Origin of the sequence: Plectonema radiosum NIES-515 (assembly GCF_025753815.1) — a bacterium.
GTDB lineage: Bacteria > Cyanobacteriota > Cyanobacteriia > Cyanobacteriales > Nostocaceae > Hassallia > Hassallia radiosum_A.
In genome coordinates, this window is the sequence record NZ_JAOWRF010000194.1 from 1 (window position 1) to 26,603 (window position 26,603).

At 41.6% G+C, this 26,603-nt stretch carries 29 protein-coding genes; 12 read left to right on the top strand and 17 right to left on the bottom strand.

Going from position 1 to position 26,603, the window contains the following annotated elements; translation table 11 throughout:
- Positions 1–558 precede the first annotated feature (558 nt).
- Positions 559–888 carry a hypothetical protein gene (locus tag OGM63_RS13025; RefSeq protein WP_263746001.1) on the top strand — a complete coding sequence of 110 codons (330 nt, stop codon included), beginning with the start codon at positions 559–561 and terminating at the stop codon, positions 886–888.
- A 230-nt stretch (positions 889–1,118) separates the two neighbouring features.
- Here the strand turns inward: OGM63_RS13025 and OGM63_RS13030 are convergent, their stop codons facing one another.
- The 3 genes from OGM63_RS13030 to glyA all read right to left on the bottom strand — a co-directional run bounded on the left by OGM63_RS13030 (position 1,119) and on the right by glyA (position 5,412).
- The gene (locus OGM63_RS13030; protein WP_263746002.1) at positions 1,119–2,378 is read right to left on the bottom strand and encodes a competence/damage-inducible protein A; all 1,260 of its coding nucleotides are present in this window, start codon (positions 2,376–2,378) and stop codon (positions 1,119–1,121) included.
- A gap of 292 nt (positions 2,379–2,670) precedes the next feature.
- Positions 2,671–3,954: an RNA-guided endonuclease InsQ/TnpB family protein gene (locus OGM63_RS13040; protein ID WP_263746003.1), complete on the bottom strand. Its 1,284-nt coding sequence runs from the start codon at positions 3,952–3,954 to the stop codon at positions 2,671–2,673.
- 177 nt (positions 3,955–4,131) lie between these two features.
- Entirely contained in the window at positions 4,132–5,412 is a 1,281-nt protein-coding gene (gene glyA / locus OGM63_RS13045) for a serine hydroxymethyltransferase (protein WP_318528454.1), read from the bottom strand.
- Positions 5,413–5,648: 236 nt separating this feature from the next.
- Here glyA and OGM63_RS13050 point away from each other — a divergent pair, with 236 nt between their 5' ends.
- Together OGM63_RS13050 and OGM63_RS13055 are read left to right on the top strand one after the other, a co-directional pair.
- A complete protein-coding gene (locus tag OGM63_RS13050) occupies positions 5,649–5,846 on the top strand; it encodes a hypothetical protein (protein ID WP_263746004.1) in 198 nt (65 codons plus the stop codon).
- Between the two features lie 81 nt (positions 5,847–5,927).
- The gene (locus tag OGM63_RS13055) at positions 5,928–6,407 is read left to right on the top strand and encodes a Tic20 family protein (RefSeq protein WP_263746006.1); all 480 of its coding nucleotides are present in this window, start codon (positions 5,928–5,930) and stop codon (positions 6,405–6,407) included.
- A gap of 3 nt (positions 6,408–6,410) precedes the next feature.
- Here the strand turns inward: OGM63_RS13055 and OGM63_RS13060 are convergent, their stop codons facing one another.
- Positions 6,411–7,184, bottom strand: coding sequence for a fumarylacetoacetate hydrolase family protein (locus OGM63_RS13060; RefSeq protein WP_263746007.1), 774 nt, complete (start codon positions 7,182–7,184; stop codon positions 6,411–6,413).
- A 347-nt stretch (positions 7,185–7,531) separates the two neighbouring features.
- On the opposite strand from OGM63_RS13060, the gene rpsF reads away from it, so the two are divergent.
- The gene (gene rpsF / locus OGM63_RS13065) at positions 7,532–7,858 is read left to right on the top strand and encodes a 30S ribosomal protein S6 (RefSeq protein ID WP_263746008.1); all 327 of its coding nucleotides are present in this window, start codon (positions 7,532–7,534) and stop codon (positions 7,856–7,858) included.
- A 473-nt stretch (positions 7,859–8,331) separates the two neighbouring features.
- Positions 8,332–8,892, top strand: a complete 561-nt coding sequence (locus OGM63_RS13070) for an Npun_F5560 family protein (RefSeq protein WP_263746009.1) — start codon at positions 8,332–8,334, stop codon at positions 8,890–8,892.
- A 569-nt stretch (positions 8,893–9,461) separates the two neighbouring features.
- Here OGM63_RS13070 and OGM63_RS13075 read toward each other — a convergent pair.
- Positions 9,462–9,812, bottom strand: a complete 351-nt coding sequence (locus OGM63_RS13075) for an STAS domain-containing protein (protein WP_263746010.1) — start codon at positions 9,810–9,812, stop codon at positions 9,462–9,464.
- A gap of 448 nt (positions 9,813–10,260) precedes the next feature.
- On the opposite strand from OGM63_RS13075, the gene OGM63_RS13080 reads away from it, so the two are divergent.
- Complete coding sequence (locus OGM63_RS13080) at positions 10,261–10,893, top strand: DedA family protein (RefSeq protein WP_263746011.1); 633 nt, start codon at positions 10,261–10,263, stop codon at positions 10,891–10,893.
- Between the two features lie 197 nt (positions 10,894–11,090).
- Here the strand turns inward: OGM63_RS13080 and OGM63_RS13085 are convergent, their stop codons facing one another.
- Positions 11,091–12,293, bottom strand: a complete 1,203-nt coding sequence (locus OGM63_RS13085; protein WP_263746012.1) for an argininosuccinate synthase — start codon at positions 12,291–12,293, stop codon at positions 11,091–11,093.
- Between the two features lie 435 nt (positions 12,294–12,728).
- Between OGM63_RS13085 and OGM63_RS13090 the strand changes: the two genes are divergently transcribed.
- Positions 12,729–12,866, top strand: coding sequence for a hypothetical protein (locus OGM63_RS13090; RefSeq protein WP_263746013.1), 138 nt, complete (start codon positions 12,729–12,731; stop codon positions 12,864–12,866).
- Between the two features lie 156 nt (positions 12,867–13,022).
- On the opposite strand, the gene OGM63_RS13095 is transcribed toward OGM63_RS13090, so the two are convergent.
- From OGM63_RS13095 to ureC, 6 genes are all read right to left on the bottom strand, one after another.
- Positions 13,023–13,793, bottom strand: coding sequence for a Uma2 family endonuclease (locus OGM63_RS13095; protein WP_263746014.1), 771 nt, complete (start codon positions 13,791–13,793; stop codon positions 13,023–13,025).
- A gap of 39 nt (positions 13,794–13,832) precedes the next feature.
- Positions 13,833–14,108: a hypothetical protein gene (locus OGM63_RS29570; protein WP_318528455.1), complete on the bottom strand. Its 276-nt coding sequence runs from the start codon at positions 14,106–14,108 to the stop codon at positions 13,833–13,835.
- 51 nt (positions 14,109–14,159) lie between these two features.
- Positions 14,160–14,822, bottom strand: coding sequence for an RpnC/YadD family protein (locus OGM63_RS13100; protein WP_318528456.1), 663 nt, complete (start codon positions 14,820–14,822; stop codon positions 14,160–14,162).
- Between the two features lie 470 nt (positions 14,823–15,292).
- A complete protein-coding gene (locus tag OGM63_RS13105; protein WP_263746015.1) occupies positions 15,293–15,463 on the bottom strand; it encodes a hypothetical protein in 171 nt (56 codons plus the stop codon).
- Positions 15,464–15,660: 197 nt separating this feature from the next.
- Positions 15,661–17,778 carry an alkaline phosphatase family protein gene (locus OGM63_RS13110; protein ID WP_263746017.1) on the bottom strand — a complete coding sequence of 706 codons (2,118 nt, stop codon included), beginning with the start codon at positions 17,776–17,778 and terminating at the stop codon, positions 15,661–15,663.
- Between the two features lie 774 nt (positions 17,779–18,552).
- Entirely contained in the window at positions 18,553–20,259 is a 1,707-nt protein-coding gene (ureC, locus tag OGM63_RS13115) for an urease subunit alpha (RefSeq protein WP_263746018.1), read from the bottom strand.
- A 498-nt stretch (positions 20,260–20,757) separates the two neighbouring features.
- Between ureC and OGM63_RS13120 the strand changes: the two genes are divergently transcribed.
- The 4 genes from OGM63_RS13120 to OGM63_RS13130 all read left to right on the top strand — a co-directional run bounded on the left by OGM63_RS13120 (position 20,758) and on the right by OGM63_RS13130 (position 22,330).
- A complete protein-coding gene (locus OGM63_RS13120; RefSeq protein WP_263746019.1) occupies positions 20,758–21,477 on the top strand; it encodes a helix-turn-helix domain-containing protein in 720 nt (239 codons plus the stop codon).
- A 118-nt stretch (positions 21,478–21,595) separates the two neighbouring features.
- Positions 21,596–21,781 carry a DUF6888 family protein gene (locus tag OGM63_RS29815; RefSeq protein WP_375340483.1) on the top strand — a complete coding sequence of 62 codons (186 nt, stop codon included), beginning with the start codon at positions 21,596–21,598 and terminating at the stop codon, positions 21,779–21,781.
- Positions 21,778–22,002 (top strand): DUF6887 family protein, encoded by a 225-nt coding sequence (locus tag OGM63_RS13125; RefSeq protein WP_263746020.1) that lies wholly within the window; start codon positions 21,778–21,780, stop codon positions 22,000–22,002. Before OGM63_RS29815 ends, OGM63_RS13125 begins: the two co-directional genes overlap by 4 nt.
- Before the next feature lie 58 nt (positions 22,003–22,060).
- Positions 22,061–22,330: a DUF4926 domain-containing protein gene (locus OGM63_RS13130; RefSeq protein ID WP_263746022.1), complete on the top strand. Its 270-nt coding sequence runs from the start codon at positions 22,061–22,063 to the stop codon at positions 22,328–22,330.
- A 7-nt stretch (positions 22,331–22,337) separates the two neighbouring features.
- On the opposite strand, the gene OGM63_RS13135 is transcribed toward OGM63_RS13130, so the two are convergent.
- From OGM63_RS13135 to OGM63_RS13145, 3 genes are all read right to left on the bottom strand, one after another.
- On the bottom strand, positions 22,338–22,643 hold the full coding sequence (locus OGM63_RS13135; RefSeq protein ID WP_263746023.1) for an urease subunit beta: 306 nt from the start codon (positions 22,641–22,643) through the stop codon (positions 22,338–22,340).
- Between the two features lie 76 nt (positions 22,644–22,719).
- Positions 22,720–23,022: an urease subunit gamma gene (gene ureA, locus OGM63_RS13140; RefSeq protein WP_263746024.1), complete on the bottom strand. Its 303-nt coding sequence runs from the start codon at positions 23,020–23,022 to the stop codon at positions 22,720–22,722.
- A 50-nt stretch (positions 23,023–23,072) separates the two neighbouring features.
- Positions 23,073–23,945 carry an urease accessory protein UreD gene (locus tag OGM63_RS13145; RefSeq protein ID WP_263746025.1) on the bottom strand — a complete coding sequence of 291 codons (873 nt, stop codon included), beginning with the start codon at positions 23,943–23,945 and terminating at the stop codon, positions 23,073–23,075.
- Positions 23,946–24,299: 354 nt separating this feature from the next.
- On the opposite strand from OGM63_RS13145, the gene OGM63_RS13150 reads away from it, so the two are divergent.
- The gene (locus OGM63_RS13150; RefSeq protein WP_263746027.1) at positions 24,300–24,572 is read left to right on the top strand and encodes a gamma-glutamylcyclotransferase family protein; all 273 of its coding nucleotides are present in this window, start codon (positions 24,300–24,302) and stop codon (positions 24,570–24,572) included.
- 173 nt (positions 24,573–24,745) lie between these two features.
- Here OGM63_RS13150 and OGM63_RS13155 read toward each other — a convergent pair whose 3' ends face one another.
- Entirely contained in the window at positions 24,746–25,351 is a 606-nt protein-coding gene (locus tag OGM63_RS13155; protein WP_263746028.1) for an anti-sigma factor family protein, read from the bottom strand.
- Between the two features lie 166 nt (positions 25,352–25,517).
- Positions 25,518–26,174: an RNA polymerase sigma factor SigG gene (sigG, locus tag OGM63_RS13160; RefSeq protein ID WP_263746029.1), complete on the bottom strand. Its 657-nt coding sequence runs from the start codon at positions 26,172–26,174 to the stop codon at positions 25,518–25,520.
- Positions 26,175–26,603: the final 429 nt, after the last annotated feature.

Here is a 26,603-nt window from a genome sequence, read left to right on the forward strand (position 1 = left end):
GTAGGTGGACATAATTAAATATAAAATAAAATATGAGTTCGTAGTGAGCGATTTATCGCTCTGGAAAAGCATTTTAAGGACTAAAGTCCTTACTACGATCTGAAGTTTAATTTAGTTCTCCTACTTACCTGATATCAATTTAATATGAAGCTGCATAGAAAAGAGCTTCTAAAATAAAGTTATAAGAGGAAATAGATATCACCTGATCAGATGTAAGTTGGTTGAATATTTCCTGGATGCGATCGCGTAAATTTTTTGGTTTCAAAAGTTAGGAATTATTCTCTTATGTTTGTTAGCAGCAGCAGTAATTCTTGAATTTTGGCGTTAAAAATCCAGAAAATAGGGAATGGGGGAAATCTACCTATCTCCCTATTTTCTTGTTGTTGATATCTCATATCCCCAACTTATAAAATAAGTCAAGGATGTAAATAGCGTATTTTAATTTATGTTAAATTATTACTTTATTCACTTCAGCGATATGCTAAGATTAAGTAAGTTATCTATTAATTTATTAAAATAAATAAATCTTTAAGATGTTGACATTATCCCAACAAATTAATGCTCGATTTCAACACCATAACTGAGTTATCCCGTGCCAACTGCGCGACTATTTGTGCATTTCTCGTGCCAGCCAACTTACTTGCCACATCCTCGACAATCATTTTGGCAGCACTACGACGCCCAACACATCAAGTATGGCAAGCGTTTACAATTGCTACCTTTTTCGCTGTAGTGATGATATTGCATGTCTATACTTGGTTCATGATTGGCGTCGTCATGGCTCCTACTTATATCCTCATGTGGCTAGCAATCAGCTGTTTGTTGTCTAATTTCGGAGCGATTCTGCTGCTAAGACACATGCCTAAGATCCTCAGCTTTGGAAGATAAGACTTAACAAAACGCCCTGAGGCTAAAAGCTAGGGAGCGATCGCCTGATACCGTTTTACTTTCAGGTTGATACATATAGACCGTAGCTTTGCTTGGGGCACTTCTTCCAGGGGAAAAGAGCGTGAAATGGATTAACCCGATCAAAGCTCAAAAGTTGCTTTTTCCAACCAGAGATCGCTCTATAAATAGACAAAAAGCCTCTGTGAATCAAATAAAATAGGCTTTTTGTTTTATGGAATAATTATACTCAACAACTTCCGGCGCAAATTATCTAATGCGGTACATGCGCTGACGTGACGAATTAAAGACCGACCTCGCACTGCACCAAATCGATATTCAAAACTTTCCACTTCGCCATTTGCGGCTGCTAAACCGATATAAACTAACCCCACTGGCTTTGTATCAGTTCCCCCACTTGGTCCTGCAACACCAGTGATACTTAGTCCCCAAGTGGTTGCGAGACGCGATCGCACTCCAATTGCCATTTGTTCTGCTATGGTAGCGCTGACTGCGCCAAATTTTGCTAAGTCTTCCGGGTTCACCCCCAGCAGCTTCACTTTCACCGAGTTGTCGTAAGAAATTACCCCACCCCAAAAGTATTCAGAACTACCAGAAATTTCCGTCAACATCTGCCCCAGTCCTCCACCAGTGCAGGATTCTGCGACTGAAAGCGTTTCCCCAAGCGATCGCAACAACTCACCCACCACTGAGGCAAGAGTATCATCATCAGCACCGTAATAATCTAACCCACCAATGTCTTTAAGTTGTTTCTCAACAGGTGAAATCAATTCTTGCGCTACGGATTGTGAAGCAGCTTTTGCAGAAACTCGCAAGCGTACTTCCCCCTTTCCTGCATAAGGGGCTACCGTTGGGTTAGGCAAATTCAAATAAGGTGACACCTTCTCTGCCAAAGCAGATTCAGCAATGCCCCAAAACTTTAACATCCGACTGTAAATAATTTCCTTGCCCCAACCTTGGTTTTTGAGATAAGGTACTGTGGTTTCTTGCCACATTCTATGCATTTCACTTGGCACACCGGGGAAAGTGAAAATTGTTAATTCGGGACGGGGTTGCCAAATTATACCCGGTGCTGTGCCAGTGGGGTTAGGCAAAATTTCTGCACCTTGAGGAATTAAAGCTTGTTTGCGGTTGCTGGGAGTCATTAAGCGATCGCGCGAAGCATATTTACGAGTAATATCTTCGATGATGTCAGCGCGTTCTACTAAAGGTACACCAAAAAAATCAGCGATCGCTTCACATGTTAGGTCATCGGGTGTCGGACCAAGACCACCGGTAAAAATCAGAATTTGCGCTCTAGAAATTGCTATTTCTATAACTTGTTTCAGCCGTTCTGGATTATCTCCCACCACCGTTTGATAATAGTGAGGAATTCCTAGCTGTGCTAATTCTTGCGCCAAAAATTGAGCATTGCTGTTAAGAATATCTCCTAACAACAATTCGGTACCAACACAAATAATTTCTGCACTCATCGGAATTGTTAGTAGTTGGTTGTTAGTTGTTAGTTGTTAGTTGTTAGCTGTTAGTTGTTAGTTGATAATTATTGTTGAAATTTACGCCTAACTCCTAACTCCTACTCCTAACTTTTTAAGATTGTCGAGCGTGTTTCCAAACTCGCCAACTGATTAAGCTTACCAAAGATGTAGCAGCACAGGCATAAGCGATGCCACTGGGTATGCCAGCAATAGCTAATGCCAAACTTCCTACCCATAGAGTTAAAGAGTGACATGACTCTGGGAATCAACGCCGCAGAGCTTCTTTGAATCACTTCAAAGAATTCCTAGTTACTCCCTTTCGACTACGCTCAACGCAAGCCTTACGGGTTTTCGACTTTGACCTAGATTGAGACATCTCAATCCCCGGTAAACCGTCTGCATAGGCGTTTTGGATTCCCGACTGCCCATCGGTACTAATTAGGGCTATTCCTCTGTTTCTAATTACTTGACCACTGGCAACATCTCTATCAGTTATGTAATTACAACTAGAACAATGATGCACTCTGACACTCAAGTCTTTTTTGACTTCTACACCGCATTCAGGACACTCTTGAGAAGTCCCCCTAGCGCTAACTTCGCCGAAGAATTTGCCACGCTTCCAACAGACATACTTGGTGATGGTTCGGAACTGTCCGAATCCAGCATCAAGCATCTGCTTGCCAAGCATCCCTTTAGCCAGAGTGCGGTAATCCAAATCTTCCATGAAGACCATATCGCCAGCGTCACAAAGAGTGTGAGCTTGTTTGAAGTGGAAGTCCCTGCGAGTATTGTCAATCGTGTGGTGAAGTCTAGCAACTTTAATACGCTGTTTCTCGTAATTTTTAGAGCGCTTCTTTTTCCGAGAAAGTCTGCGTTGCAGCAATTTCAGATCGCGTTGCATCACTTTCAGGAACTTAGGCGATTTGACGAGAATGCCGTCACTAGTTGCCAAAAACTTGGACAGTCCAACGTCCACCCCAATGGGATGTCCATGTGGCATCGGATTGGGGACGCTGACATCACCCTGGATATTGATAGAAGCGTACCAAATATTCGCTTTATTAATTATCCGCACCTGTTTAACCACAAATCCACTCGGAATTGGGCGATGCAAGTTAATCGGAATCAATCCCAGTTTAGGAAATTTGATATTTAATCCAACTACAGGATTTTCTTTAAACTGGGGGAATAACAAAGATTTGAATTGCCCAAACTTTTTAAATCTGGGGAATCCATGCCCAATGTTCTGAAACCCGAACCATGCTCGGTGCAACTGTTTAATGGCTTGCTGCAAAACTTGACTAGGTACTTCTCCTAACCGAGGGAATACCTTTTTTGAACTTGGCAAGGCATTAAGCTGATTTACTTCGCTAGGGAAAGAAGTATCCGCAGCCATAATGTATTCATGGCTAATCGAGCATCTGTCAACCATGCATTTCCGGCTATTGCACCAATCCTTAATTTCTCGCAGCCCGTAATTATAGGCAACGCGACAAATGTCCATCCATTCAAGGAGCGACTGCTCTTGAGTGATACTTGGGTAGATTCGATAGCGGTAATTCATGGTTAACATTCCACTATTTTAATACATTTAGTGGCGAATGTATCTCTGGTAAATATAAAGCCGTCCTACAAGCGATGCACTGAGCTTGCCGAAGTGGACGGGGTTTTAAACCCAAATTTCTGATAAAGTATGAAGTTTAAGATTTTTTAGCCTTCATCTTTCATACTTTATCCTAAGCTTATGCCCCTATGCTAAAGCTGGTACGGGAATTTCCAAGTGAGGATACAAGGGGAAGCGATCGCACAACGCTGCGACTCGTCGCTGACAATCAGCAGCTACTGTCTCCGATGGAGATAGCAGGCGATCGGCGATAATATTCCCAATTTCAGTAAATTCACTTACTCCCATACCCCGCGTTGTCATTGCTGGGGAACCCAACCTCAGACCGCTGGTTACAAATGGTGACTCTGGATCGAAGGGAACTGTATTTTTGTTGGTGGTAACATTCACAACACTCAACAGTTGTTCTGCCTGCTTACCTGTCATGCCTACAGACCGTAAATCCACTAACATTAAATGGTTATCAGTACCATTGGACACCAACTTGAAGCCGCGATTTATGAGTTGATTTGCTAATGCGCGAGAATTCTCAATTACTTGAGCCGAATAAGCTTTAAATTCTGGCTTCAGAGCCTCGGCAAAAGCTATTGCTTTACCAGCAATCACATGTTCCAATGGTCCACCTTGAGAACCTGGGAAAACTGATTTATCGAGCTTTTTACCTAATTCTGGGTCACGGGTCAAGATTATACCACTTCTTGGACCGCGTAGAGTTTTATGGGTAGTTGTGGTGACTACATCACAATAAGGGATGGGATTGGGGTGCAAACCACTAGCAACCAAACCCGCGATGTGGGCAATATCTGCTAGTAAGTATGCACCGATTTCATCAGCGATGCTGCGGAACTTTTCAAAGTCAATTACACGAGGATAAGCCGAATAACCGCAAATTAAAAGCTTAGGACGCTCCCTTAGCGCCTGCTCTCGAATTTGCTCGTAATCAAGCTGTTCTGTTTCCTTGCTCACACCGTAATGAGAAACAGCAAACCACTTACCGGACACATTTACAGGTGAACCGTGGGTAAGATGTCCCCCATGAGACAAATCCATCCCCATGATTTTATCACCGGGTTGCAGCAGCGTTAAAAATACAGCAAAATTCGCTTGTGCGCCAGAATGGGGTTGGACATTCGCATGAGCAGCACCAAACAACTCTTTTGCACGGTCAATTGCTAATTGCTCGATTTTGTCAACGAACTCACAACCGCCATAATAACGCTTACCAGGTAATCCCTCGGCATATTTATTAGTCAGGATTGAACCTTGAGCGGCAAGTACAGCAGCTGAGGTAAAGTTCTCACTAGCAATCAATTCCAAGTGGTCGCGTTGACGTTGTAGTTCTTGGTTAATCAACTGCGCGATCGCCGGATCGGCAGAGGCAAGAATTTCTGAGTTATTTCTAGTCACTTAAGTTATCCTTAGAGAAAATTTTCCGAACGGTTGATGCGTGAAACGCAGCATTGGCGTATCAAAGTGTTTGAAAGAGTGTCATTTCACAATGACAAATTTTGTCCTGACTTACTTATTATTAAATACAACTCCAATCAATGCGTTAATTATCATAACGTTCTTTACTGATATCGACATGAAACTGCGCTTCCCCTAAAATGTCGGTAACAATAAGGATATAGAGGAGGGATTAGATGCTAGTAATTTTAATCGAAGATCAAATCCTTGACCCTCACAAGGTTTGTCAGTCTTGTTTACTTGCTGACAAAAGCGGTCAACCCCGTTGGGGTCAAGGTCAACTCCGTTGCGGACAAGCTATTCGGAAATTTAGTGAACAGCAGCCAGACCAGTACGAATGTATGATGGGCTTCCGCATCGCCCATATACAATAAGTCAATCTGCTAGAAGACTTGCTAACTGCGTTATCCTAGGCTCATAGTGACTATGAAAATTTCACCACAGGAGAACGCATAATGTCTTGGCGTGGGTCTACAACAGTTTCGGATCGCATTTTTGCTTGCTTACCTTATTTGCTGCCTGTAATTGAGGTTTTTCAATTCGGGAGCTTTTTACTACGGCAGTTTCCACCCCTGCAACTGCTATTTTTGCCTCTGATGCCATTGCTAAACATTTACTATGGTGTAAGTTTTGCCGGACTGATTATTTTCTTTGCTTTATTTTTCTTCGTCATCAGAAACGAAAAAATCAGTCATTTTGTTCGTTTTAACACCATGCAGGCAATTCTTTTAGATATTGTCATCTTTTTGTTTAGCATTTTGACCCAGCTTGTTGGGCTAGTTCCGGCTGGTGGTTTTGCGATACAAACCCTATCCACTACCATTTTTCTCGGTATTATGGCAGGGGTTGTATACTCTATTGCTCAGTCGCTCCTGGGACGTTACGCAGAAATTCCCGCTATTTCTGATGCAGTTTACATGCAATTGCCACGTTAGAAGTTAACGTTTGGTTACAGTGTTTTCCAAGCGACCAATGCCTTCAATTTCCACGCGGACGCGATCGCCTACGTGCAATTCACCAACCCCAAAAGGCGTACCAGTCAGCACCACATCCCCTGGCTGTAATGTCATCACTTGACTGATATAAGAGATCAGAAAATCTGGAGGAAAGACCATTTGATCGATACAAGCAGATTGTACAGGAAGAGCATCTTCATTTAAAAAAGTTTGCAATCTCGCTCCCGGATTTAATTCTCGGACAATCCAAGGACCCAGAGGACAAAAAGTATCAAAACCTTTGGCTCGCGTCCATTGAGCATCGCGTTTTTGTAAATCCCGCGCTGTGACATCATTGGCGATGGTGTAGCCCCAAATTTTGGAGTGCGCCTCCTCTGGTGTACAGTCAATAGTGCGATCGCCTATCACCAGTGCCAACTCTCCTTCATAATCTACCCGTTGCGACTGCGGAGGATACCTAATTTCTGTCTCTGAAGCAATGATACATGTCGGTGGCTTAAGAAATATCAATGGCTCACTCGGTACTTCTGTACCCATTTCCGCTGCATGATCTGCATAATTCTTGCCCACAGCGACAATTTTTGAGGGAGAACAGGGAGCCAAGATTTGGTAAGTGTCTGGTTCCAAGTTCAAATCAGTGGGTTGTCCTTGCAGCCAAGGTGGAGCATCCAACACCTGAACATCTAGGGATATTTGTAATAACCCATAGTAAATAATACCTTCTTGATTTTGAACTCGCACATAGCGCTGCGCCATAACTTTTGATGAATATCCTTATTGTCTGTAATTAAAAGCTGCGATTCTTTGTAGCCAAATTCCTAAACTCACAAGCCATAGCGATAAAAAGCCAATTATTATCGCTTTATTCAAAAAGCTGGCAATAGGTCAAGCACCTACTCAGCCAATAACGTGCAGTTTCTTGGTCTGACATTTGAACTAGACCAAAACAGAAGTGTTGTTGATTAAAATAGAAACCTGCTAAGATTATAATTCCTTGTTGCTTGAGTATGTTTATCGGTGTTGGTCAGAGTGCCAAAGCGGACTTGATCAAAATCGACATCCGACATCAGCAGCCTTTTTGTCCATAAGGAGACACACATTCCATGAAAACAGTTTACGAAACAATGTACATCCTGCGTCCTGACTTGGGAGAAGAACAGGTAGAGCAAGCAGTCAATAAGTACCAAAACTTCCTTCGAGACCAAGGTGCAGACAATATCGAAATTCAAAATCGCGGTAAGCGTCGTCTGGCTTATGAAATCAATCGTAACCGAGACGGCATCTACATCCAAATGAATTACACAGGACCTGGAGCTGCGATCGCTCCGATGGAACGTGCTATGCGTTTAAGCGAAGAAGTAATTCGCTACCTGACTATTAAGCAGGACGTCCCTGAGGAAAAACCAGAAGCAGAAGTCGTCGCTTCATAATTGTGAATGGGTAATAGACAACCGATGTGGAAATTAATTGTGCGTTACCCAGAACCCTTGTAGAGACCTAGCGCATTGCTTGTAGAGACCTAGCGCATTGCTTGTAGAGACCTAGCGCATTGCTTGTAGAGACCTAGCATTGCTAGGTCTCTACATCTTTTCGACACCTATGTCTAATAGGTAATGGTGAGTCCAGCACTGCGTTTGAGTTTCCCGACCCAGGTCACTTCTGAACCTGAAGGGGAAATGGGTAATGGGAAATAAAATGATTATCTATTCTCAATTACCCATTACCTATTCTCAATGAAAAATTACCCATTCCCCAATCTTTTTTGAAATTCACAGAAATTTACCTTTTTTTATTTTTACGGATTTAGCTAAGAATGCTACATTAACAAGTACTTGCCAAGGGTAGTACCACTGCCGTTATACCTAAGGTGGAAAAGATTCTTAACACTCAACCGTAAGTTACTGTGAGCCAAGCTGACACCTCCACGATCCAAACTCTTTCTACCGAAGCATCGCAACTGCGTAATGAGTTGCTTCTTCGCGATCAATTAGTGCAACAGTTATCTCAAGAACTCTTCCGGCTAGTTAAGGGCAATACTAATTTTATGCCCCAACGGTCGGAGACTGAACCAGATTTGAGTCAGTTGCAAGCATTGCGAGAACAACTCCAAGCGGTTGAGCAGCAAGTGACATTTTACCAAGAGCAGATTACGACTCGTGATGCCGAGATTTATCAATTACGGCAGACAGTACAAGAATTAAGCGATCGCAGTCGGATGTTGGAGCAAGTAGTACAAGAGTTACCACAAATTTATCGACGCAAATTTGAGGAACGTATGTCTCCAGTCAGAGAAAAAGTGGCAACCCTACAACGGGAAAATCGCCAATTGCAAGCAGAATTGCAAAGCGTCAGCTATCGTTTAGCACTCAAAACCCGCACATCTAGTCACAGCGGTATTGATTTGCCTAATTTCTCTCCTCCAGTATCCGATCAACCAAATATTTCTACTCCGCAGAATGCCTAAAGTTGAAACTTTGCAACATAACTCCGGGGCAAAAAATTAGAAGATTGAATTTGACATGCTGTAAGTTAATCGTGTCAATTTTTTAATCGTTCAGATGAAAAGCCTAAGCAAAAAAGGATGAAGGATGAAAAAGTTGGTGTTGCTGAATCAAGATATTAATTTAGCTCACGCAAAGCCGCAAAGCCGCAAAGAGTCAGACTTTAAGATATCTTGTTTTTGAATTTCATATTTCAATTCAGCAACGCCAAAAAGTTTATTTGAGCATTCTTGTTGCTTTAGTTAATTCTGCATAATTACAAAAAATATGCTAAGATAGTAAGTCTTGTGGAACTGGCTGTTGCTTATTCTCTAAAAGTAAACAACCATAAATAAATGGTTTTAAGGAAGGGATAGAGGGGGTTGTAGTTCCCCCCTTGAGGGGTAGAAACTCCTTATAAATAGTTTTTATAGACAATACAATATTTGCCTATAAAATTTACAACAATAAACACAAGTGTTTATTTAGAGCCTGATTGGTAGTGGAATACATGCGCGATCGCCTTACCATTATTTTGTCCATGAGATATAACTCAGCCTGATACCATCAAACTGGTATCCTTGGCAATGGTGAATATATCTTCGTAAGTATCAAAAATATCAAAAACAGAGTCTAGTTGGGTAAGTTCCAAAATTAACCGCACAGAAGCCGAACAATTGCAAATAACCAAGCGACAACCGTTTTGTCGGGCTACTTTCAATCCTTTTACTAAGGGAACCAAACCAGAACTATCCATGAAATTAACTTCAGTTAAATCAATAACCCAGAGTTGATCGCGCTGGGGGTTCACAGTAGCCATTTGTTCGCTCAAAGCCTTGCCACCTTTCAAGTCTATGCTTCCTTGAGGTTTGAACAAAATCACTTGACATTCTTGTGCAATCATGAATTTTACAGGGTAGTTGGAAAACTTCAAAAAACAGGAAAACAACATTAATACTGCTTTTCTTTCAATCAAAAGATTACTGGTTTATCCTTATACCAAGGTAAACACAGCAATGCTTTTAAAAGAGATATCATCAGTATTCATGCCGTATAATTTATGTTAACTTTCATTAATATAGGCATAAGCATCAAAGAAATTCGGTAACATCCGTATCTTTTACGAAATTTTTATATTTTTGCCAGAGATTTATAAATTCTTTATAAACTTTTGGGATTTTCTCCCGGAAAATCCGTAAGTATGATATTGAATAATAGAAAATCTAGATAAAAATGAATCATAATTATTGAATATTGTCTATATGGCAAGTAAAATTTAATTGACACACCACCCTGAAAAGAGCAAAGTATAGATAGTAATAGTAAAAATTTGTTTCATATGGCGGTGCTGGATGTCTCTTGAGTTTATATCGCTAGAAAATATCCAGGAAGTTGCCCACCAGTATGGTTATTGGGCTGTTTTTTTGGGAATTTTGCTAGAAAATTTAGGAATTCCCCTTCCTGGTGAAACGGTGACTTTAGTCGGTGGGTTTCTTGCTGGCAGTAATGAATTGAATTATTGGCTGGTTTTAGGTGATGCGATCGCAGGTGCTGTGATTGGTGGTATCTGCGGCTATTGGATTGGTAGATTTGGCGGTTGGTCTTTTTTGCTACGAGCTGGTAGCATTTTTCGGATTTCCGAACAGCGGCTACTGGGTATTAAAGATAAATTTAGTGAAAATGCTGGTAAAGCTGTATTTTTTGGACGCTTTTTGGCATTGCTGCGTGTTTTCGCTTCGCCACTAGCGGGTATAGTGGAAATGCCATTTGGTAAATTCTTTGTATATAACTTAGCAGGAGCAACTACGTGGGCTAGTGCAATGGTGACATTAGCTTTCTTCGCGGGGAAAATTGTTCCTTTAGAACAATTGGTTGCTTGGGCAAGTCAATTTGCAATCGGTGCGTTGCTAATTGTGGTTGCAGTTATAGTTATACCACCGTGGTTGGAGGCGAGGCAAGCTAAGAAATTAGAGAGTGGGCAGTAGGAAGCAGATGAGGAGGTGGGAGGAGGGGGGAGGAGAAGAATTAATTCCTTTCCCCTTTCCCCCTCCTATTTTCTGATTACGCATTTTTAGGCTGTGTGCAATCAGATTAGCGATCGCTTCCTAATTGTTGGTTGGAGCGTGGTTAGTTGCTCGTTATTGGTTGTTAAAAAGTATTCCTAACCCGCTCCAACTATCCACTAACTTCTACCCTGCTGTGCCCAAATACGTGTTGGTAGTCCCCAAACGTAAATAAAGCCTTCGGCTGCTTTGTGATCGAATTTATCTTCGGCTCCGTAGGTTGCCAAATCTGGAGTGTAAAGGGTACTTTCAGAAGTACGCCCGACGATGGTCGCATTACCCTTGAATAGTTTGATTCGCACAGTTCCAGAAACTCGCTCTTGAGTTTTTTGAATAAACGCATCCAATGCAGCTTTGAGTGGACTGTACCACAAACCGTTATAAACCATTTGGGTATAAGTTTCTTCAATACCACGCTTGTAATGGGTGATATCTGCGGTTAAAGTCAGGCTTTCTAAATCTCGGTGTGCTTGAATTAATACTAACATTGCGGGTGATTCGTAGATTTCCCGCGATTTAATGCCTACCAAACGGTTTTCTATCATATCAATCCGTCCGATACCGTGGTTGCCGGCTGAAGAGTTGAGTTGTTCAATTAAGGCAACTGGGTTTTTAGCTTCACCGTTAAGGCTGGTAGGAATGCCTTGAGTGAAACTGATTTCAATGTACTCTGGTTCATTAGGAGTGTCAGCGATCGCTTTCGTCATCTGATAAATTTCTTCTGGTGGTTCAACAGCCGGATCTTCCAGAACACCAGCTTCGATGCTGCGACCGAGTAAATTTTTATCAATACTGTAGGGAGATTTTTTTTTCACCGGCGAAGAAATACCAAAGCGTTCACCATAAGCGATGGTTTCTTCACGACTCATTCCCCATTCCCGTGCAGGGGCAAGTATCTTCAGATTTGGGTTGAGTGCAGCACAAGATACATCAAAGCGTACCTGATCGTTACCTTTGCCCGTGCAACCGTGAGCGATCGCATCTGCACCGTATTTTTCTGCGGCTTCTACTAATATCTTAGCAATCAACGGACGAGCAAGAGCAGTTCCCAAAGGATAGCGATTTTCATAAAGAGCGTTTGCTTGAATTGCTCCAAAAGCGTAATCTTTAACGAAGATGTCTTTCACATCCGCTACCAGAGATTCACTTGCACCCGATTTTAAAGCTTTTTCTCGAACTGGTTCTAATTCATCTCCCTGACCTAAATCTGCGGCTAGGGTAATCACTTCTTGTACACCCCACTCATGCATGAGGTAGGGAATGCAAACTGAGGTATCGACTCCACCAGAATATGCCAGAACAACCTTTTTGGCGCGACCCATTCAAAACTCCTGATAGCACAACAAAATAATGAGTCAATATTATCTAACTAATTTGCAATAAAAAATATACTTATTTCATCACATTAAGGATGCTTATAAGAACAGGACTTATGAAACTGGCGATCGAGCGATCGCCTAACCAACGCTAGTAACATGGGCTGAAATACTGATTAATCGGCTGTTTTCTGCTCTGCCTATATTTAGCTGAGATGTCCGCATGGCAAGACTTCTAAAAAACTTTTTGGTTTCCTGAATTTTAGTTGTGCGGCAGCTTTTTGAATTGGGTTCTCAAAACGGCTTACGCATAAATGCGGTGCTTGAAGGTATAATGGTACTAAATTTTTTTCGACCTTTAATAAATTAAGGTTTCTAAATAAAATCCCATCAGTATATTTTTCCTGAGAATAAAATTGTCAAGAGATCGATGGCAAAACTGTGACTGATATCAGTGAGGCTAAAGCCGAGGTTGGAAAATCTCAGGTGGGTGCAGAATTGACGCTGCAAGTGCGTCGCGATCAACAAAACCTGAAAGTCCTAGCGCGTCTGAGCGTGAACCCTAACAGCGATCAATAGTGTTTGAAGACAAGACGATGCAGCATCTACACATTGACGAGAAAAAGAGCGATCGCACAACATCGCTTAAACACAAAAACAAGATTCCGCACTTCAAGCGTGAAATCGGGAATCTTGGTGTAATAGCGATCGCTATTATCAAAATCTCAAATTACATCACACCTCTGGTTCAATTCCCGCTGCCCTCAACTGTTGTGCTAATCTATCAGCACGTTGACGTTCATCATCCGCACGTTGACGTTCATCATCCGCACGTTGACGTTCATCTTCAGCACGTTGACGTTCCTTAGTTGTCAACTCCGAACCCCACAGCAGCAATTCTCCGCTTTCATCCCACCAGCGCAACCAATAGCCATTTCGATTTTCGCGACTACCTGACCACACACCGAGAAAAAGGTTCATTTCTGGAATCCAACAACGATTATTTTCATCTGGGGTTTGGATTTGGTATCTTGCCAAAATATCCAATCGATACACCTCCAGTACTCCAGTACTAGGTTCAAAAATTGCATAATTGGGAACTTGCAAAATCTGTTCGTAAAAAAACCACTTTCCTGGTGGATAAGTTGGTTTGCTGGAATATTCGTTTCCTTCAGTATCGGAAATAAATTCCATCACAACGACTGGAATATCACCCTGAAGTCGCGGGGTATAACTGCGTGTCACTTCTTCTCGTGAAACTCGAATAGCTGGTACATATCCCCAATCAGGTGCTTTCACCACAAACCTATTATTTAAGGTGGCACAAATACCGTAGTTAGTGGTAGTCAAAGCATTCGCGGGTAATTTACCGGCAAATACCAAGCTTTCAGTTAACGCAGCAGCTAAAGGTGGTTGATTAATATTATCCACTGGCTCATCATCTAAAACAAAATCGTCTGGTAACTTTTCCCAAGTAACTTCAAATGTGGCTGAATTAGCTAACATAATGCTACTACCTCATTCACGTCCTTTAATTATCGGTGATTATTGTTGAGATGCGATACTTAACAAAAGTTGTTGAAATTCTGCTGTGGAAGGAATAGCGATCGCTCTTTTATGAAGCATTTTTAACACAGCCGATTCCTCAATTTTATTAACAATTTCTACAATCGAACTTGGCACTTCTCCAAATCGCGTTTCTAGAACTTCAATTAGACTATCTCTGGCATTTTGCAGAATTCCTTGTTCAATTCCTTGTTCAATTCCTTCTTGAATTCCTTCTGCTTTTGCTAGCCTTTCAATACTTGTTACGTACCGCATTCTATTTACCTCTTCGTAACTTCTCAATTCTGTTTTAAAATTATTTGCCAGTTATTCTGGAAGTACCATCACCCAGTCAATAAACCGAAATAATCCCAAAATGTATTCCCGATCATATCCCCTTTCAAACAAGCTTCTGACTAAGCTCAATTTCCACTGTAGCCTGAAGAGCGGATTTCGGTTTGTCGTCTTAGTTCTTAGATGTGCCATGACGACTATGCTAAAGGGATTAGTACTTTGTTCCAGGCTTTCCCACTGTGCTTCATAGTCCAGAAGTTTCACAGTGGGAAACACCAAGCTGACAGCACATCCCCCAAGTTGATAATTATAACTTGAAGGTCGCCAACTCGCTGATTCATCCGCTAAAACCGCCAAGCTAATAACTTGCTTTTTATGACGGTCAAACAAGCGGTAATTATATGTATACATTCTTTCGGCAAAGTTGCTGTCATATTGTCCTTGAACTTCGACATGAATTAATACCCAAGCTTCTTCACCATCAAGTAGCCAAACTTTTGCTACTTTATCAACTAAACGCTTGCCAATTTCTGCATCAGGTTCAAGCTGTTGCAGTTCAGTATCGAGAAATTCATAGTCTCTTTCCCAATCAATAACAATGTAGGCGTCAGGAAAGAAGTATTCTAAAAAACGAGGAAAAAAGCTTTCAATAACTTCTTTCCAAGGACTATCATAATCAGTAAATTGCTCAATCATGAATTAAAATAAAAAATACCGGAGTTCGTTGTGATTAAGGCATTTGCGGGTAATTTCCGGCAAATATCAAGCTTTCGGTTAACGCAGCAGCTTAAGGTGGTTGATTAATATTATCCACTGGCTCGTCATCTAAAATAAAATCGTCTGATAACTTTTTCTAGGTAACTTCAAATGTGCTGAATTAGCTAAGATAAACTACCTCATGCACGTCCTTTAATTATCGGTGGTTATTGTTGAGATGCAATATCTTCGACTTGCACCTTGAAAGGGCTAGTCCTGAAATGCTTGCCTTCAATTGATTTATTTGATAACCAGAGCCACACTGCTAAGAAATAACCAAGAAACAACAGCCCCAAGCTCTCACACTGTAACGTCATCATGTACGCACCCACATCACCCTACGACTGAGATCGTTTTTTGGCGAGTTGAAGCTTGAGGATGTTGAAGTCAATGTTTCGTGCGGTGGCTACTTATGAGGCAATACGGTTGGTGTTAAGCCCGATCGGACGAGTGTAGAGATGTTGAACTCTTGCGACACCTCCTGCCACGCACCGAGATGAGCCATCCCAAGTGCGCCACCACCCTGAAACACGATATATGCTGACGGTAGATTTGGCGTATCTGTCATTTAAGCTACCCAATACTCATATTGCATTCTATTATTACTTAGTATTTACCTCATGTTTTCGCTCTTCAAATATTTTGAGACATCTCCTAGCTTTACGCCGAGTTAGTGCATGTCAGCAGCACAAAAAAACCACTCAGTAAGAATAAAAGTGGTTTTGAGAATGGGAATTATTTGATTTATAACTAGCGAAATCTCAGCAATACCATTCTTTTAATTAGAAAACCGACCCTTTTTAAGATTGATAATCTGACCTTGAACCGTTGGGGCAGAGGCAACACCTAGTAAATCATTGATTGTTGGGGCTACATTAATATTGTAAATAGTACCGATACTACCACGACGACTAATGTCAGGACCAGCGGCATAGAAAATGGCACTCAGCTTTGATATAGTGGGGTCGTAGCCATGTGCGCCATAGAAATTAGGCACTGAAAATACTAAATTATCAGTATCTCCCAAACGAGTAATAACAGGACTTTGAGTTCCATCAAAGTTATAACCGTCGTTCATAATCGCGAACACATCACCAGTATCCTGACCAACAAATTCGCTAGTACCCAAGCCGAATGTTGGGTCATTCAGATTATCTGGTAGCGGACGAGGATAAATCTTGTCGAAAATAGCTTGTAGTCCTCCCAGTGCATAGTTGGGATTTGTATCCACGAATTCCTTTAGACTTGTAACGATTTGCTGTTGGAGAGTGACATATTCAACCGGACTGACAATGCCATTAGGTTCACGTCCTTGAAGATTAATGTAGATATTGGCTGCTGGACCCGATGTTACCGCTCGAACTTTATTTAAGTCAAAACCTCTACTCCTGAGGAAATTATTCAGGTTAACTGCTGTATGGAAGCTGGAAAAGCCGTGGTCTGAGACAACAATGATGTTGCTCTTCGGTTTACCTTTTTTATCTGTACCAACTACATTGATGAGACGTTGCACAGCATTATCAGCAGCCTCATATGCAGTCTGGACATAGGACTGATAGCGAGCTACCTTTTCTGAATCTTGCCCCGCACCAATTGTGTTTGGATTAGTAGGATCAGTTGCCTGACGAGAGTCAGTCAGGAGGAACTGGTGTTCAGAACCATCAGGTTGCTCGATATAAACCATTACCAAATCAGCATCAGGATTTTGATTGATTGCTCTGGTAGCCACCCTAGTCTGGTAATCTACAAAAAGTTCAACCTGGTCTTCATAAATAGCTTCTAGCTCAGTGTCGGGGAAATTGGTAAATCCAGGACTGAGTTTTTCTGTAATGCGGAAATCAGCTTGCGGTGCCCAGAAACCAACGTTATTAAGGATGTCATTAACACTATTTTGGACTGCCGAATTGGTAGGAATGAAATTGGCAGAATAGCGGGCAATCCTAACGGTGCTGAGATCAGCAGCAAGGTTACTGACGTAGAAAGCAGTTCCAGCCCGATTAGAACTACCTTCCAGGTAAAACAGACTAGATTTATTATCCCGCGCTCTGACGTATGCAGCACCAGTTGAAGGCAAGCTGAAAGGTCCAGGTTGAATGCCAATGGTTGCATCAAAAAATACCAGCGTGTCATAGTTGGTTTGGCGATCTTTAGTGGTGTCTAGTGCAGCCACTTGGATGTTATAGCTGACACCACCAACAGTAAATCGATCGCTTAAAGAAGCTTGCTTAATCGGACTGTAAGAAAACTTTCGGGCAGCCTTAAGTTGACTAACTGTTTGGCTGGTAGCTGGGCTAAAATCAGCTGCGGTCAGACTAAAACCTTGAGCACCTACTCCAGCAAAAGCTCCAAAGGGGACTGTGTAGGATACAGTTCTTTTGTTAGCAGCTTGAATAATTGGGCTGTTAGTTAAACCCGGTACTTGGACATTAACTCCATCTGCTCCGGGAAAGGTAGCAGCAACAACCTTCTTGCCATTTTGCTGAAGTCCAATCCAAAGCGGTTCAGCAGTAGGTTCCAAACTTTCAGTCGGTTCAGTGGTAGAATAGCCTCCAATAGGAGCACCAAAACCGCTGATGTTAGAAGTAAATGGACTAGCAACCAGGTGGAATGTGTTAGAGTTAATGTCATTGCGTGCGGCTGTAGAACCAGTGGCGATCGCAACATGACAAGCAGCAGTCAGAGATGCACTACAGGTTATGTTTCGCTCCGCATAAACACCCTTGTTCTTAATCAGTCCCAATCCCTGTTTTGGGCTAAGGACACCTTTCGCAAGATACTGCTCAACAAAATCTGGAGTTGCACCATCCAGTGAAATCAATATCACTTTCGGTCTTGGTGTGGTTGATACTGACTGAGCTGCTATGGAATGGACTGTTAAGGTTAAGAAAAAGGTCATAAGTACCAATACGGATAAGCGTATTAGTAACTTATGCCTCCAACCATGAGATAGCCAGTTAAGCGCTTTATTTAACTGAAAGCTCACAACCTCTTTTGTTAAATAGAAATTTAAATATTTCCCCACTTTTCCTCCTTAAGTACACCACCGCATTTTTACTGTCATCAGCCATTCCCAATTTACTAGCAGGATGTTAAATGAAAGCTATGGCAATCTTAAGGAACGTGGATGAACCTTGCTCAGGTGACTGATGAGACTGAGGTTGAGCAAGTAAACGAAGTGGGGGTAGTATTAGGTATAGGCATAAGGAAAGAAGTATTCTAAAAAGCGAAGAAAAAAGCTTTCAATCTTATTTTTTGCAAGCATTATCGTTAGGAATGAGCGCAAAAATAATTGAATAACGAACCATAGTTTTTCCGACTACGTTCTTGATCGTCAGGGACTATAAGTCCCTGTCTTATAGCTAAAGTCCTCTAAAAGAGGACTGTTTGAGAATATTTTATTGAGGTTACATTAGCTACTGAAAACTATTAGACATCTCCAGAAATTAATGATGCGTTATCTGAACCCCAAGAGACGTAGCACAGAATAGTCTCTACATTCATTTTCACGTCTATGTCTATTCGATTCATTGTTTATGCGTAAAGGTGCAAGATATAAATAAACGAACAGAGCTTACCTGCGTGGACGCTCTTAGGCGCATTTTCATACAGAAATGGTATTACGATGTCAGATTGCGCTCATTCGCGATCGGTGCGTTGCTCGTCGTCGGTCTTAAAACAAAAAGTACCTTTGTGCCATTGGTAAAACTGTCGCCGGTTCGCAAGTCAGCAACTCTCCATCAGCACGTACTTCATAAGTTTCCGAATCAACTTCAATGTGAGGTAGCGCGTCATTCAGCTTCATATCCCGCTTACTCAATTGACGTGTCCCGGAAACTGCAACTACTTGCTTTTGCAAACCTAACTGACTAGGAATTTCTCTTTCTAACGCTGCTTGGGAAACAAAAGTAAATGAAGTAGCATGACGTGCACCTGCAAAACTGCCAAACATCGGACGCATATGTACAGGTTGTGGTGTGGGAATACTCGCATTAGCATCACCCATTTGCGCCCAGGCAATCATTCCCCCTTTAACTACTATCTCAGGCTTGACGCCAAAAAAAGCGGGACGCCACAAACACAAATCTGCTATTTTACCCTCTTCCACCGAACCAACATACTGAGCAATTCCGTGAGCGATCGCCGGATTTATCGTATACTTAGCAACATACCGCTTCGCCCGATTATTATCAGCTTGCCCATCTCCTGTAAGGCTTCCGCGCTGTACCTTCATTTTATGCCCCGTCTGCCAAGTTCTAATTATCACTTCCCCTACCCGTCCCATCGCTTGGGAATCGGAAGAAATCATACTAAAGGCGCCCAAATCGTGTAAAATATCTTCAGCAGCGATGGTTTCCCGACGAATGCGCGACTCAGCAAAAGCGACATCCTCAGCGATCGCTGGATCGAGATGATGACACACCATCAACATATCCAAATGTTCATCCAAAGTATTTACCGTGTAAGGGCGTGTCGGATTGGTAGAAGATGGTAAAACATTCGCTTCCCCACAAACCTTGATAATATCGGGTGCGTGTCCTCCACCTGCGCCCTCAGTGTGGTATGTATGAATAACGCGATTTTTGAAAGCAGCGATCGTATCTTCCACAAAACCGGCTTCATTCAAAGTATCGGTGTGAATTGCGACTTGCACATCGTATTCATCAGCAACGGTGAGGCAAGTATCAATTGTCGCTGGCGTAGTTCCCCAATCTTCATGTAATTTCAAGCCGATCGCACCCGCATTAACTTGTTCCACCAGTCCTTGAGGTTGACTGGTGTTGCCTTTACCTAAAAATCCTAAGTTTACAGGGAAAGCATCAGCAGCTTGGAGCATTCGGTAAATATTCCAGGGTCCAGGCGTGCAAGTTGTCGCATTTGTACCGGAAGCAGGACCCGTACCACCGCCAATCATCGTAGTAATTCCGGAAGCGATCGCCACTTCAATTTGTTGCGGACAAATAAAATGAATGTGCGTATCAATACCCCCAGCGGTGAGAATCATTCCTTCCCCCGCTAAAGCTTCAGTTCCCGGACCAATAATAATATCTATATTGTCTTGAATATAAGGATTTCCAGCTTTCCCAATTTTGAAAATCTTGCCATCTTTAATGCCAATATCTGCTTTGACAACACCCCACCAATCGAGAATCAAAGCATTGGTAATCACTAAATCAACCGCACCATCGGCATTAGAAATCGGAGATTGTCCCATCCCATCTCTAATAACTTTACCACCACCGAATTTCACTTCATCGCCGTAAGTTGTGAAATCTTGTTCAACTTCGATAAATAATTCGGTGTCTGCGAGTCTGACTTTATCTCCGACAGTGGGACCGAAAGTTTCTGCGTAAGCACGACGGGACATTCTGTAAGGCATAATTGCTATTAATCGAGGTTAGAATTGAGTTTAAACGGAAAGTGACGCAAAAGTTAGCAGAGGATGGATGAGAATGAGTAAAAGCTTGCTGCTATGTAGATTGGGAATTACTATCTTTTGGCTCCTTAGGTAACGATTTTAGCGGGGTGTTAAGCAAAATCCAATCTAGATAGAGAACGAGTAACTTGATTTTCAAGGATTTACTATTGCGCTTAAGGTGAGCATCACTCAGTACCCAAGTCCAGATTTTTTATAGCAACAGTCCAAAGATAATTTCAGCAGATTTGTAGATCAACAGAGGAATTAGTGTTTCGAGCATGACGAATACTCCAGTAAGTAGTAATTTCCTTTTGCCCTTCTAAAATCTCTCAGATGTTGTAATCGCTAGGCTTTTGTAATGTGTGAGTTTTGTATGATTTTGTTTAATATCGGTATAATTCGTAAAAAGTTTGTTGTTGGAATATGTCGTCGCTACAAATTTCCCCAGAAAGAATAAAAATGGCAAAAGAGGCTTTAATTAGTACTTCTTTGAATCAGCAGAAGCTAGCTGATGCATTAGACGTGACTCGTCAGCCGATAAGTCATTTTTTTAACGGTAAGCGTGTTAAAAGTGACTTGTTTGTGCGGATTTGTGAAAAGTTAAAATTAGATTGGAAAGCGATCGCGCTCGATATTGATGAACCTACTACACAAGCAAGTCCGGAAAATGCTTTTGACAGCACAGACGACAAGGAAACTGCATCTATCCGATATCTTCTAAACTTAGAGATACAGCAAGACTGTAATTTACTTCAAAAGCTTCTTTATCTGGGTAATAAAGAGTATTTATCTGAAAAATGGCAATCATGCCTTAGCCAAAATCGTAGTGTATGGCAGAATATATCATACCGTTTATCTTTAGCTGAGAGTAGCAAAGAACTAATGCAACATATCCAATATTTTTATCAGCAGTTGGATGAGATCGAAGAGATTTGCAAAAAAATACTTACTTTTAAATCAAAAGCTTTATCTATTGAATCGAAGCCAAAATATCAAGGTAGTACTCTTGCATTCGGAGCAGAACCACCAGCTTGGGCTAATAAATATCTTACGGTTTCAGAAGATATAGAACTCCTTAATCTAAAAAAGATTTATACTATGAAAATACAGAAATCAAAAGAGACTATTCTTAAAGTAATAGATTCTGGCAATCAAATTATTAAGGAATTGAATCAGTAGTGATATTATGCGATCGCGCTTTCGATAATTTGGGTTTATGCGCTTAGGCGATCACACTTCATCATGAAGTAGACAAGAATGCTACACTTTAATTTAAAAAGCGAGTTATGAGCTAGGTGTGTCAAAGCTTCCCACGGCAGAGCAGAAAACGCAATGCTTCAATTTATGTGTCTGGTTCAGCAAACTATATTTGCCTATCAACCTAGTTCGTATCGATGAGCGAACGGGTAATATTTTCTTTCTGGCAGGTGAAGAGAATATCATTGAAATATATCCTAATGGCAAGTGGAGGTATGTAGGATGAGTAAGCCTGACTTCAAAACAATGAACCGCAAAGAATTACATGCTTACGTTCTTGCTCATCGAGAAGATGAAGAAGCCTTTCATGTATATGTGGATAAGTTACACGCAGAAGCAACTTGGATTGAAATGCCAGCTTTGCAGTCTCCAGACGATTTAGAGAATTATCCAGAATTTATTGAGCATATAAGTAAAAGTTCGGAACCACGCGATAAAGCAGTTTAACCTAACATTCCGAGATTAACAACCTGTTATCCTCTTTAATATCTGGAGGTAATAATAAATGACGATAAACACACCAAAGTTACTTGATGTAGTTGCATTAACAATTGACCTTCCTGAGTGTAACCTGTGGCGCGGACAAGTTGGCACAGTAGTTGAAGTCTTGGCTGATGGTGCTGCGTTTGAAGTCGAGTTTAGCGATGCCTGGGTTGGGCAAAGCCTACGCAATGGAAGAACTTACGAATCTCTCGGTTTAAGAACAGAGCAATTTATGGTGTTGCATTTTGAACCAGCATCACCTGATTCCAAACCAGAGATGGTTATAGCCTAGAAGCGATTTATAATTGACCATTAATTCTGGCATTAAAACCGTAAACTTGCCGACTACCAGCAAGAGGAATTAAAGTAACTTCTTTTTCATCCCCTGGTTCAAACCTCACAGCAGTCCCCGCAGGAATATCAAGACGCATTCCCCTTGCTTGTTCCCTATCAAAATTTAAAGCCGCGTTAACTTCATAAAAGTGATAGTGGGAACCAATTTGAATTGGTCTATCTCCTGTATTTGCCACCAGCAATCTTACAGTTTCACGACCCGCATTTAATTCAATTTCCCCATCAGACGTAATAATTTCTCCAGGAATCATACTTTGCCCCTCTGCTACGGCAGTTGCTTCAAGCCGGGAGACCCGTCCAACGCACTGCCTCGTCTTTGCGTGAGATTTATCTTATTGGATTATGCACAGTTACCAACTTTGTGCCATCAGGAAAAGTCGCCTCAACTTGCACCTCATGCACCATTTCCGGCACACCTTCCATCACCTCATCTCTTGTTAACAGAGTTGTACCATAACTCATTAATTCAGCAACAGTTTGCCCATCCCTCGCACCCTCCAAAATAGCAGCAGAAATATAAGCGATCGCTTCCGGATAATTCAACTTCAAACCTCTATCTTTACGCCTTTCTGCTAACAACGCAGCCGTAAAAATCAACAGCTTATCTTTCTCCTGCGGCGTCAGTTGCATTTCCCCCTCTTCCCTCCTCTCTTGGCGTCCTTGGCGTCTTGGCGGTTCGTTTAAACCTGCCAAACTCTAGGTATACAATTTCCACGATTCAAAAAAGACATCCGCAGCAGCTGCCAAACATCAATAAACCAGTTTCTCACCTCAGATGTCGAACAACCACGATATCGACATAAAAATCCATTTTCCAAACGAGTAACCCCAACTAAAGAGTGAGGGGTTAGGAGTGAGGAGTTAGGAGTGAATGAAGAACGGGCTTTTTCGACAAGTTCCTTTGAAACTGGTTGTCCTACCCAAACTAGACTACCAGTAATTGGTTGCCCAGCCAAGCCGTGAGGACTATGAAAAACTTCTTCGCTACCTGGTAGCCATTGTCTATCAATCCACAACGGTTTGCCTTGCTGCCAAATTTCAGTATGATTGCGCCATTCTCCCTGGACAAATTTCTCACCTCTAGCACTGCGACCAAATCGAGTAATTTCCCAGCCTAAATAACTAGCTTTCGTAGCTAATTCTACCCGTAAATCTTGCCGATAAATTGCTCCGTTAAAAACAATCGTTTCTTGGGGAAACCATTCCAAACAAGCACCAGCATCAACTTGTATATTGACGCTTTGTTTTGCTTGAGTGCCGTTACTGCGATAAATTTTACTAGCAGCGGCTGTAGTAATTAATGCTTGGGCGTTCGGTTGCAGGTGGAAATTAAGAGTCATGCGATCGCCTCCCACAACGCCCCCAGCCGTATGTAAAATGACGCTATGACAAACTTGCTGTCCTTCTGGATAAAATGGGCGTTGTACCTTCAGTGGGGCTTGATGCGAGTTGTGAATTAGGGCAGTTGTCCCCAGAAAGTCGGCATACACTAAATTCAGTTTGCCATGCCAGCCATTTTCTAATTTTGCTGCTTGATAGTTACATTGATTCACAAATTATCATAAATTCATATTATTCCTAATTAATATAAGGTAAAAAATTATTAATCAAAAACTATTCTTGCTCTTTGCCAAAAGAGCAACCGAAAAATTCGAGCAATTGGTATTGGACATCTCCAGAGTCATACGTAGAGACTATTCTGTGCTACGTCTAATCAAGGGTTTCGGGCAACGCATAATTAATTTCTACCAGATGTCTAGCACAGAATAGTCTAATCAAGGGTTTCGGGCAACACATAATTAATTTCTACCAGATGTCTATTGGAAGATATACAATCATATGCATCGAACAATTCATAATTTACTCAATCCAATAAAAGAGCGGAATATTAGTATTGAGGATTTTTGATGCTAAAAGTCTTTGTTTACGGCACGCTTAAACCAGGTGAAGCAAATTATCAAAGATACTGTGCGCTTCAAGTGGTAAATGCGAAGAAGGCTTACACTTTTGGTAAACTATTTTCTTTGCCGATGGGCTACCCAGCAATGAGCCTAGGAGATAGCCTCGTCTACGGATATTTACTGACTTTTTTTGATGCAGAGGTTTTAAATAACCTAGATATTCTAGGAGATTACCAGCCCTCTAGACAAATGTCACAAAACCTTTATAATCGACAATAACTTGAAATATACGATCTACAACAGCGATCGCTTGGTATTGCCTGGGTCTATTTAATGACCGAGAACCAACTTAGTCAATTAAAAAGCAGCCGACGACAGCGTGATGGCTGGTGGAGTGGCTGCGGCTTAACACTTAGCATTATCAAAAGCGGAGTTAACGATTAACTCCGGAATTAATTTAGTTCCTGTTCAGTCTTTGCTGATTCAGGTACAAGCCAATTAACTGGATGTGCCGGAGATGCTTCTGCTGTTTTGGGAATGGGGAAGACAGGAGTATTAATGGCAACCATCAGTGGTGAAGTGGCAACAGAAGAAGGTGTCTGTTGTGTCGGTTGGATTGAAGGTTTTTGAGCCATTTTAAAATCTCCACCTGGTAGCCAGCCAGAAAGCGCACTAATGACGCAAGCTGCGACAGCAGTACCTCCACATACCCAGGCTAGCCGGGAACTCCGACGTAAAGAAGCCATTACTTGCTGGACTGTTTCTTCTATTGGCTGTAATGGCTGTGGTACTGTAAGATTCCGCACGCCTTGCCGTAGCTTTAACAGTCGGGCATACAATAGTTTGACTGAGGCATCATTTGCCAGCCATTGTTCAACTTGTTTGCGTTCGGCAGCTGTCACCTCACCATCGAGGTAAGCACTTAATAACTCGAACCGATCGCGCTTCACCATATCCATAGCACCCGTAGATTCATTGGTTTGTTTAACTCCCGGCATTTGCACATCAAAATTGGCTTGCAAATCCGAGCGAGCGGAAAACTGAGAATCAGTAGTCATCTTAACATTATTACCAATTCCAACACGGGTTAAACGAGCGGACAGGGATGAGAAATTAATCAATTTTTCTCCTGGCGGCAGAAGCACTCTAAAATTATATTAAATTTTATGGAAATTAATCCTTAAATACTGCCATCTTAGCAGAGGCAGGAGACATCAGCATTTGTTACGAATCTAAATAATTCTGCAATTGAGTTTGCAATCTGGATCTAGCTCTGGCTATTCTCGATTTAACTGTTCCTAAGGAAACACCAGTGATTTCGGCAATTTCTTCGTATGCCATTCCTTCGATTTCTCTCAGAACAATTGTAGTGCGGAATACTTCAGGTAAATCGGCGATCGCCAAGCGAAGTTGCTCGTAAAATTCTCTCGTTGTTAGCTCTTCTTCTGGTCCTGGGGTATCTCCAGCTATTTCCCAATCCATTTCGCCATCATCTAGCGTACGGGGAGCATCAAGCGACAAGGGACTAACAACACGCTTGCGTTTGCGTAACTCATCGTAAAACAAGTTCGTCGCAATACGGCTTAACCAGCCCCGGAACTTAGCTGGTTCTTGTAATCGGTTAACATTCCGATATACTCGAATCCAAACTTCCTGAGCCAAATCAGCTCTGTCAGCCCAATCAGGAGCGAGGTGATATAAAACTCTATCAACTTGAGTCTGAAAGCGACGCATAAGTTCCGCAAACGCAACACGATCTGGCCGCACTCCAGTTTGACAGCGCAAAATTAAATCGTGATTAGAGAGTTTGTCAACTTGCACTGACGCTTCTGGAAGCCTCGCATCAACCGTTGACCAGGATAGAGGAATCGATTGACTCATAGAACGCACTGACTTTAGAACATCCCTATCTATTAGACCTGCTAATCAGTAAGAAGTTCCTCTGGTGAGTGACGGATTTATGACTGTAACAAGAGTAAACTATTATGAACATGCGATGTCGATCGGAGCAATTTTTTGCCCCTTATAATCAAAACTGCTGCTGAATATTTATTTGGTTGTATACGATCTTGTACTTATTTTGTAAATCAATATTTTGAGGCAAAAACCTGTTAAATAATTTACTTAATTATCTAAGTTAAAAATTAATTATAAATTGGATAATGTTTTGTTATGCAAAGGTTTTTGGTATTTAATCTCATCAAATATTATCTTTTTTTTTGAGAGGGCAAACAAATATTTAAATATACTTTATTCGCCCATAAAATTATGACTATATTTAGGGAAAAATTAAATGACAAATATTGTTAT

Excerpts from the sequence above, each read along its gene's own strand:
- OGM63_RS13040 (WP_263746003.1), bottom strand. The coding sequence starts at position 3,954 with ATGTTAACCATGAATTACCGCTATCGAATCTACCCAAGTATCACTCAA.
- OGM63_RS13150 (WP_263746027.1), top strand. The coding sequence starts at position 24,300 with ATGCTAAAAGTCTTTGTTTACGGCACGCTTAAACCAGGTGAAGCAAAT.
- ureA (WP_263746024.1), bottom strand. The coding sequence starts at position 23,022 with ATGCAACTGACGCCGCAGGAGAAAGATAAGCTGTTGATTTTTACGGCT.
- OGM63_RS13155 (WP_263746028.1), bottom strand. The coding sequence starts at position 25,351 with ATGACTACTGATTCTCAGTTTTCCGCTCGCTCGGATTTGCAAGCCAAT.
- OGM63_RS13100 (WP_318528456.1), bottom strand. The coding sequence starts at position 14,822 with ATGATTGAGCAATTTACTGATTATGATAGTCCTTGGAAAGAAGTTATT.
- OGM63_RS13060 (WP_263746007.1), bottom strand. The coding sequence starts at position 7,184 with ATGGCGCAGCGCTATGTGCGAGTTCAAAATCAAGAAGGTATTATTTAC.
- OGM63_RS13030 (WP_263746002.1), bottom strand. The coding sequence starts at position 2,378 with ATGAGTGCAGAAATTATTTGTGTTGGTACCGAATTGTTGTTAGGAGAT.
- sigG (WP_263746029.1), bottom strand. The coding sequence starts at position 26,174 with ATGAGTCAATCGATTCCTCTATCCTGGTCAACGGTTGATGCGAGGCTT.
- OGM63_RS13080 (WP_263746011.1), top strand. The coding sequence starts at position 10,261 with ATGTCTCTTGAGTTTATATCGCTAGAAAATATCCAGGAAGTTGCCCAC.
- OGM63_RS13075 (WP_263746010.1), bottom strand. The coding sequence starts at position 9,812 with ATGATTGCACAAGAATGTCAAGTGATTTTGTTCAAACCTCAAGGAAGC.
- OGM63_RS13135 (WP_263746023.1), bottom strand. The coding sequence starts at position 22,643 with ATGATTCCTGGAGAAATTATTACGTCTGATGGGGAAATTGAATTAAAT.
- OGM63_RS13085 (WP_263746012.1), bottom strand. The coding sequence starts at position 12,293 with ATGGGTCGCGCCAAAAAGGTTGTTCTGGCATATTCTGGTGGAGTCGAT.
- rpsF (WP_263746008.1), top strand. The coding sequence starts at position 7,532 with ATGAAAACAGTTTACGAAACAATGTACATCCTGCGTCCTGACTTGGGA.
- OGM63_RS13025 (WP_263746001.1), top strand. The coding sequence starts at position 559 with ATGCTCGATTTCAACACCATAACTGAGTTATCCCGTGCCAACTGCGCG.
- OGM63_RS13120 (WP_263746019.1), top strand. The coding sequence starts at position 20,758 with ATGGCAAAAGAGGCTTTAATTAGTACTTCTTTGAATCAGCAGAAGCTA.
- OGM63_RS13050 (WP_263746004.1), top strand. The coding sequence starts at position 5,649 with ATGCTAGTAATTTTAATCGAAGATCAAATCCTTGACCCTCACAAGGTT.
- OGM63_RS29570 (WP_318528455.1), bottom strand. The coding sequence starts at position 14,108 with ATGCGGTACGTAACAAGTATTGAAAGGCTAGCAAAAGCAGAAGGAATT.
- OGM63_RS13130 (WP_263746022.1), top strand. The coding sequence starts at position 22,061 with ATGACGATAAACACACCAAAGTTACTTGATGTAGTTGCATTAACAATT.
- OGM63_RS13055 (WP_263746006.1), top strand. The coding sequence starts at position 5,928 with ATGTCTTGGCGTGGGTCTACAACAGTTTCGGATCGCATTTTTGCTTGC.
- ureC (WP_263746018.1), bottom strand. The coding sequence starts at position 20,259 with ATGCCTTACAGAATGTCCCGTCGTGCTTACGCAGAAACTTTCGGTCCC.
- OGM63_RS13095 (WP_263746014.1), bottom strand. The coding sequence starts at position 13,793 with ATGTTAGCTAATTCAGCCACATTTGAAGTTACTTGGGAAAAGTTACCA.
- OGM63_RS13125 (WP_263746020.1), top strand. The coding sequence starts at position 21,778 with ATGAGTAAGCCTGACTTCAAAACAATGAACCGCAAAGAATTACATGCT.
- OGM63_RS13110 (WP_263746017.1), bottom strand. The coding sequence starts at position 17,778 with ATGACCTTTTTCTTAACCTTAACAGTCCATTCCATAGCAGCTCAGTCA.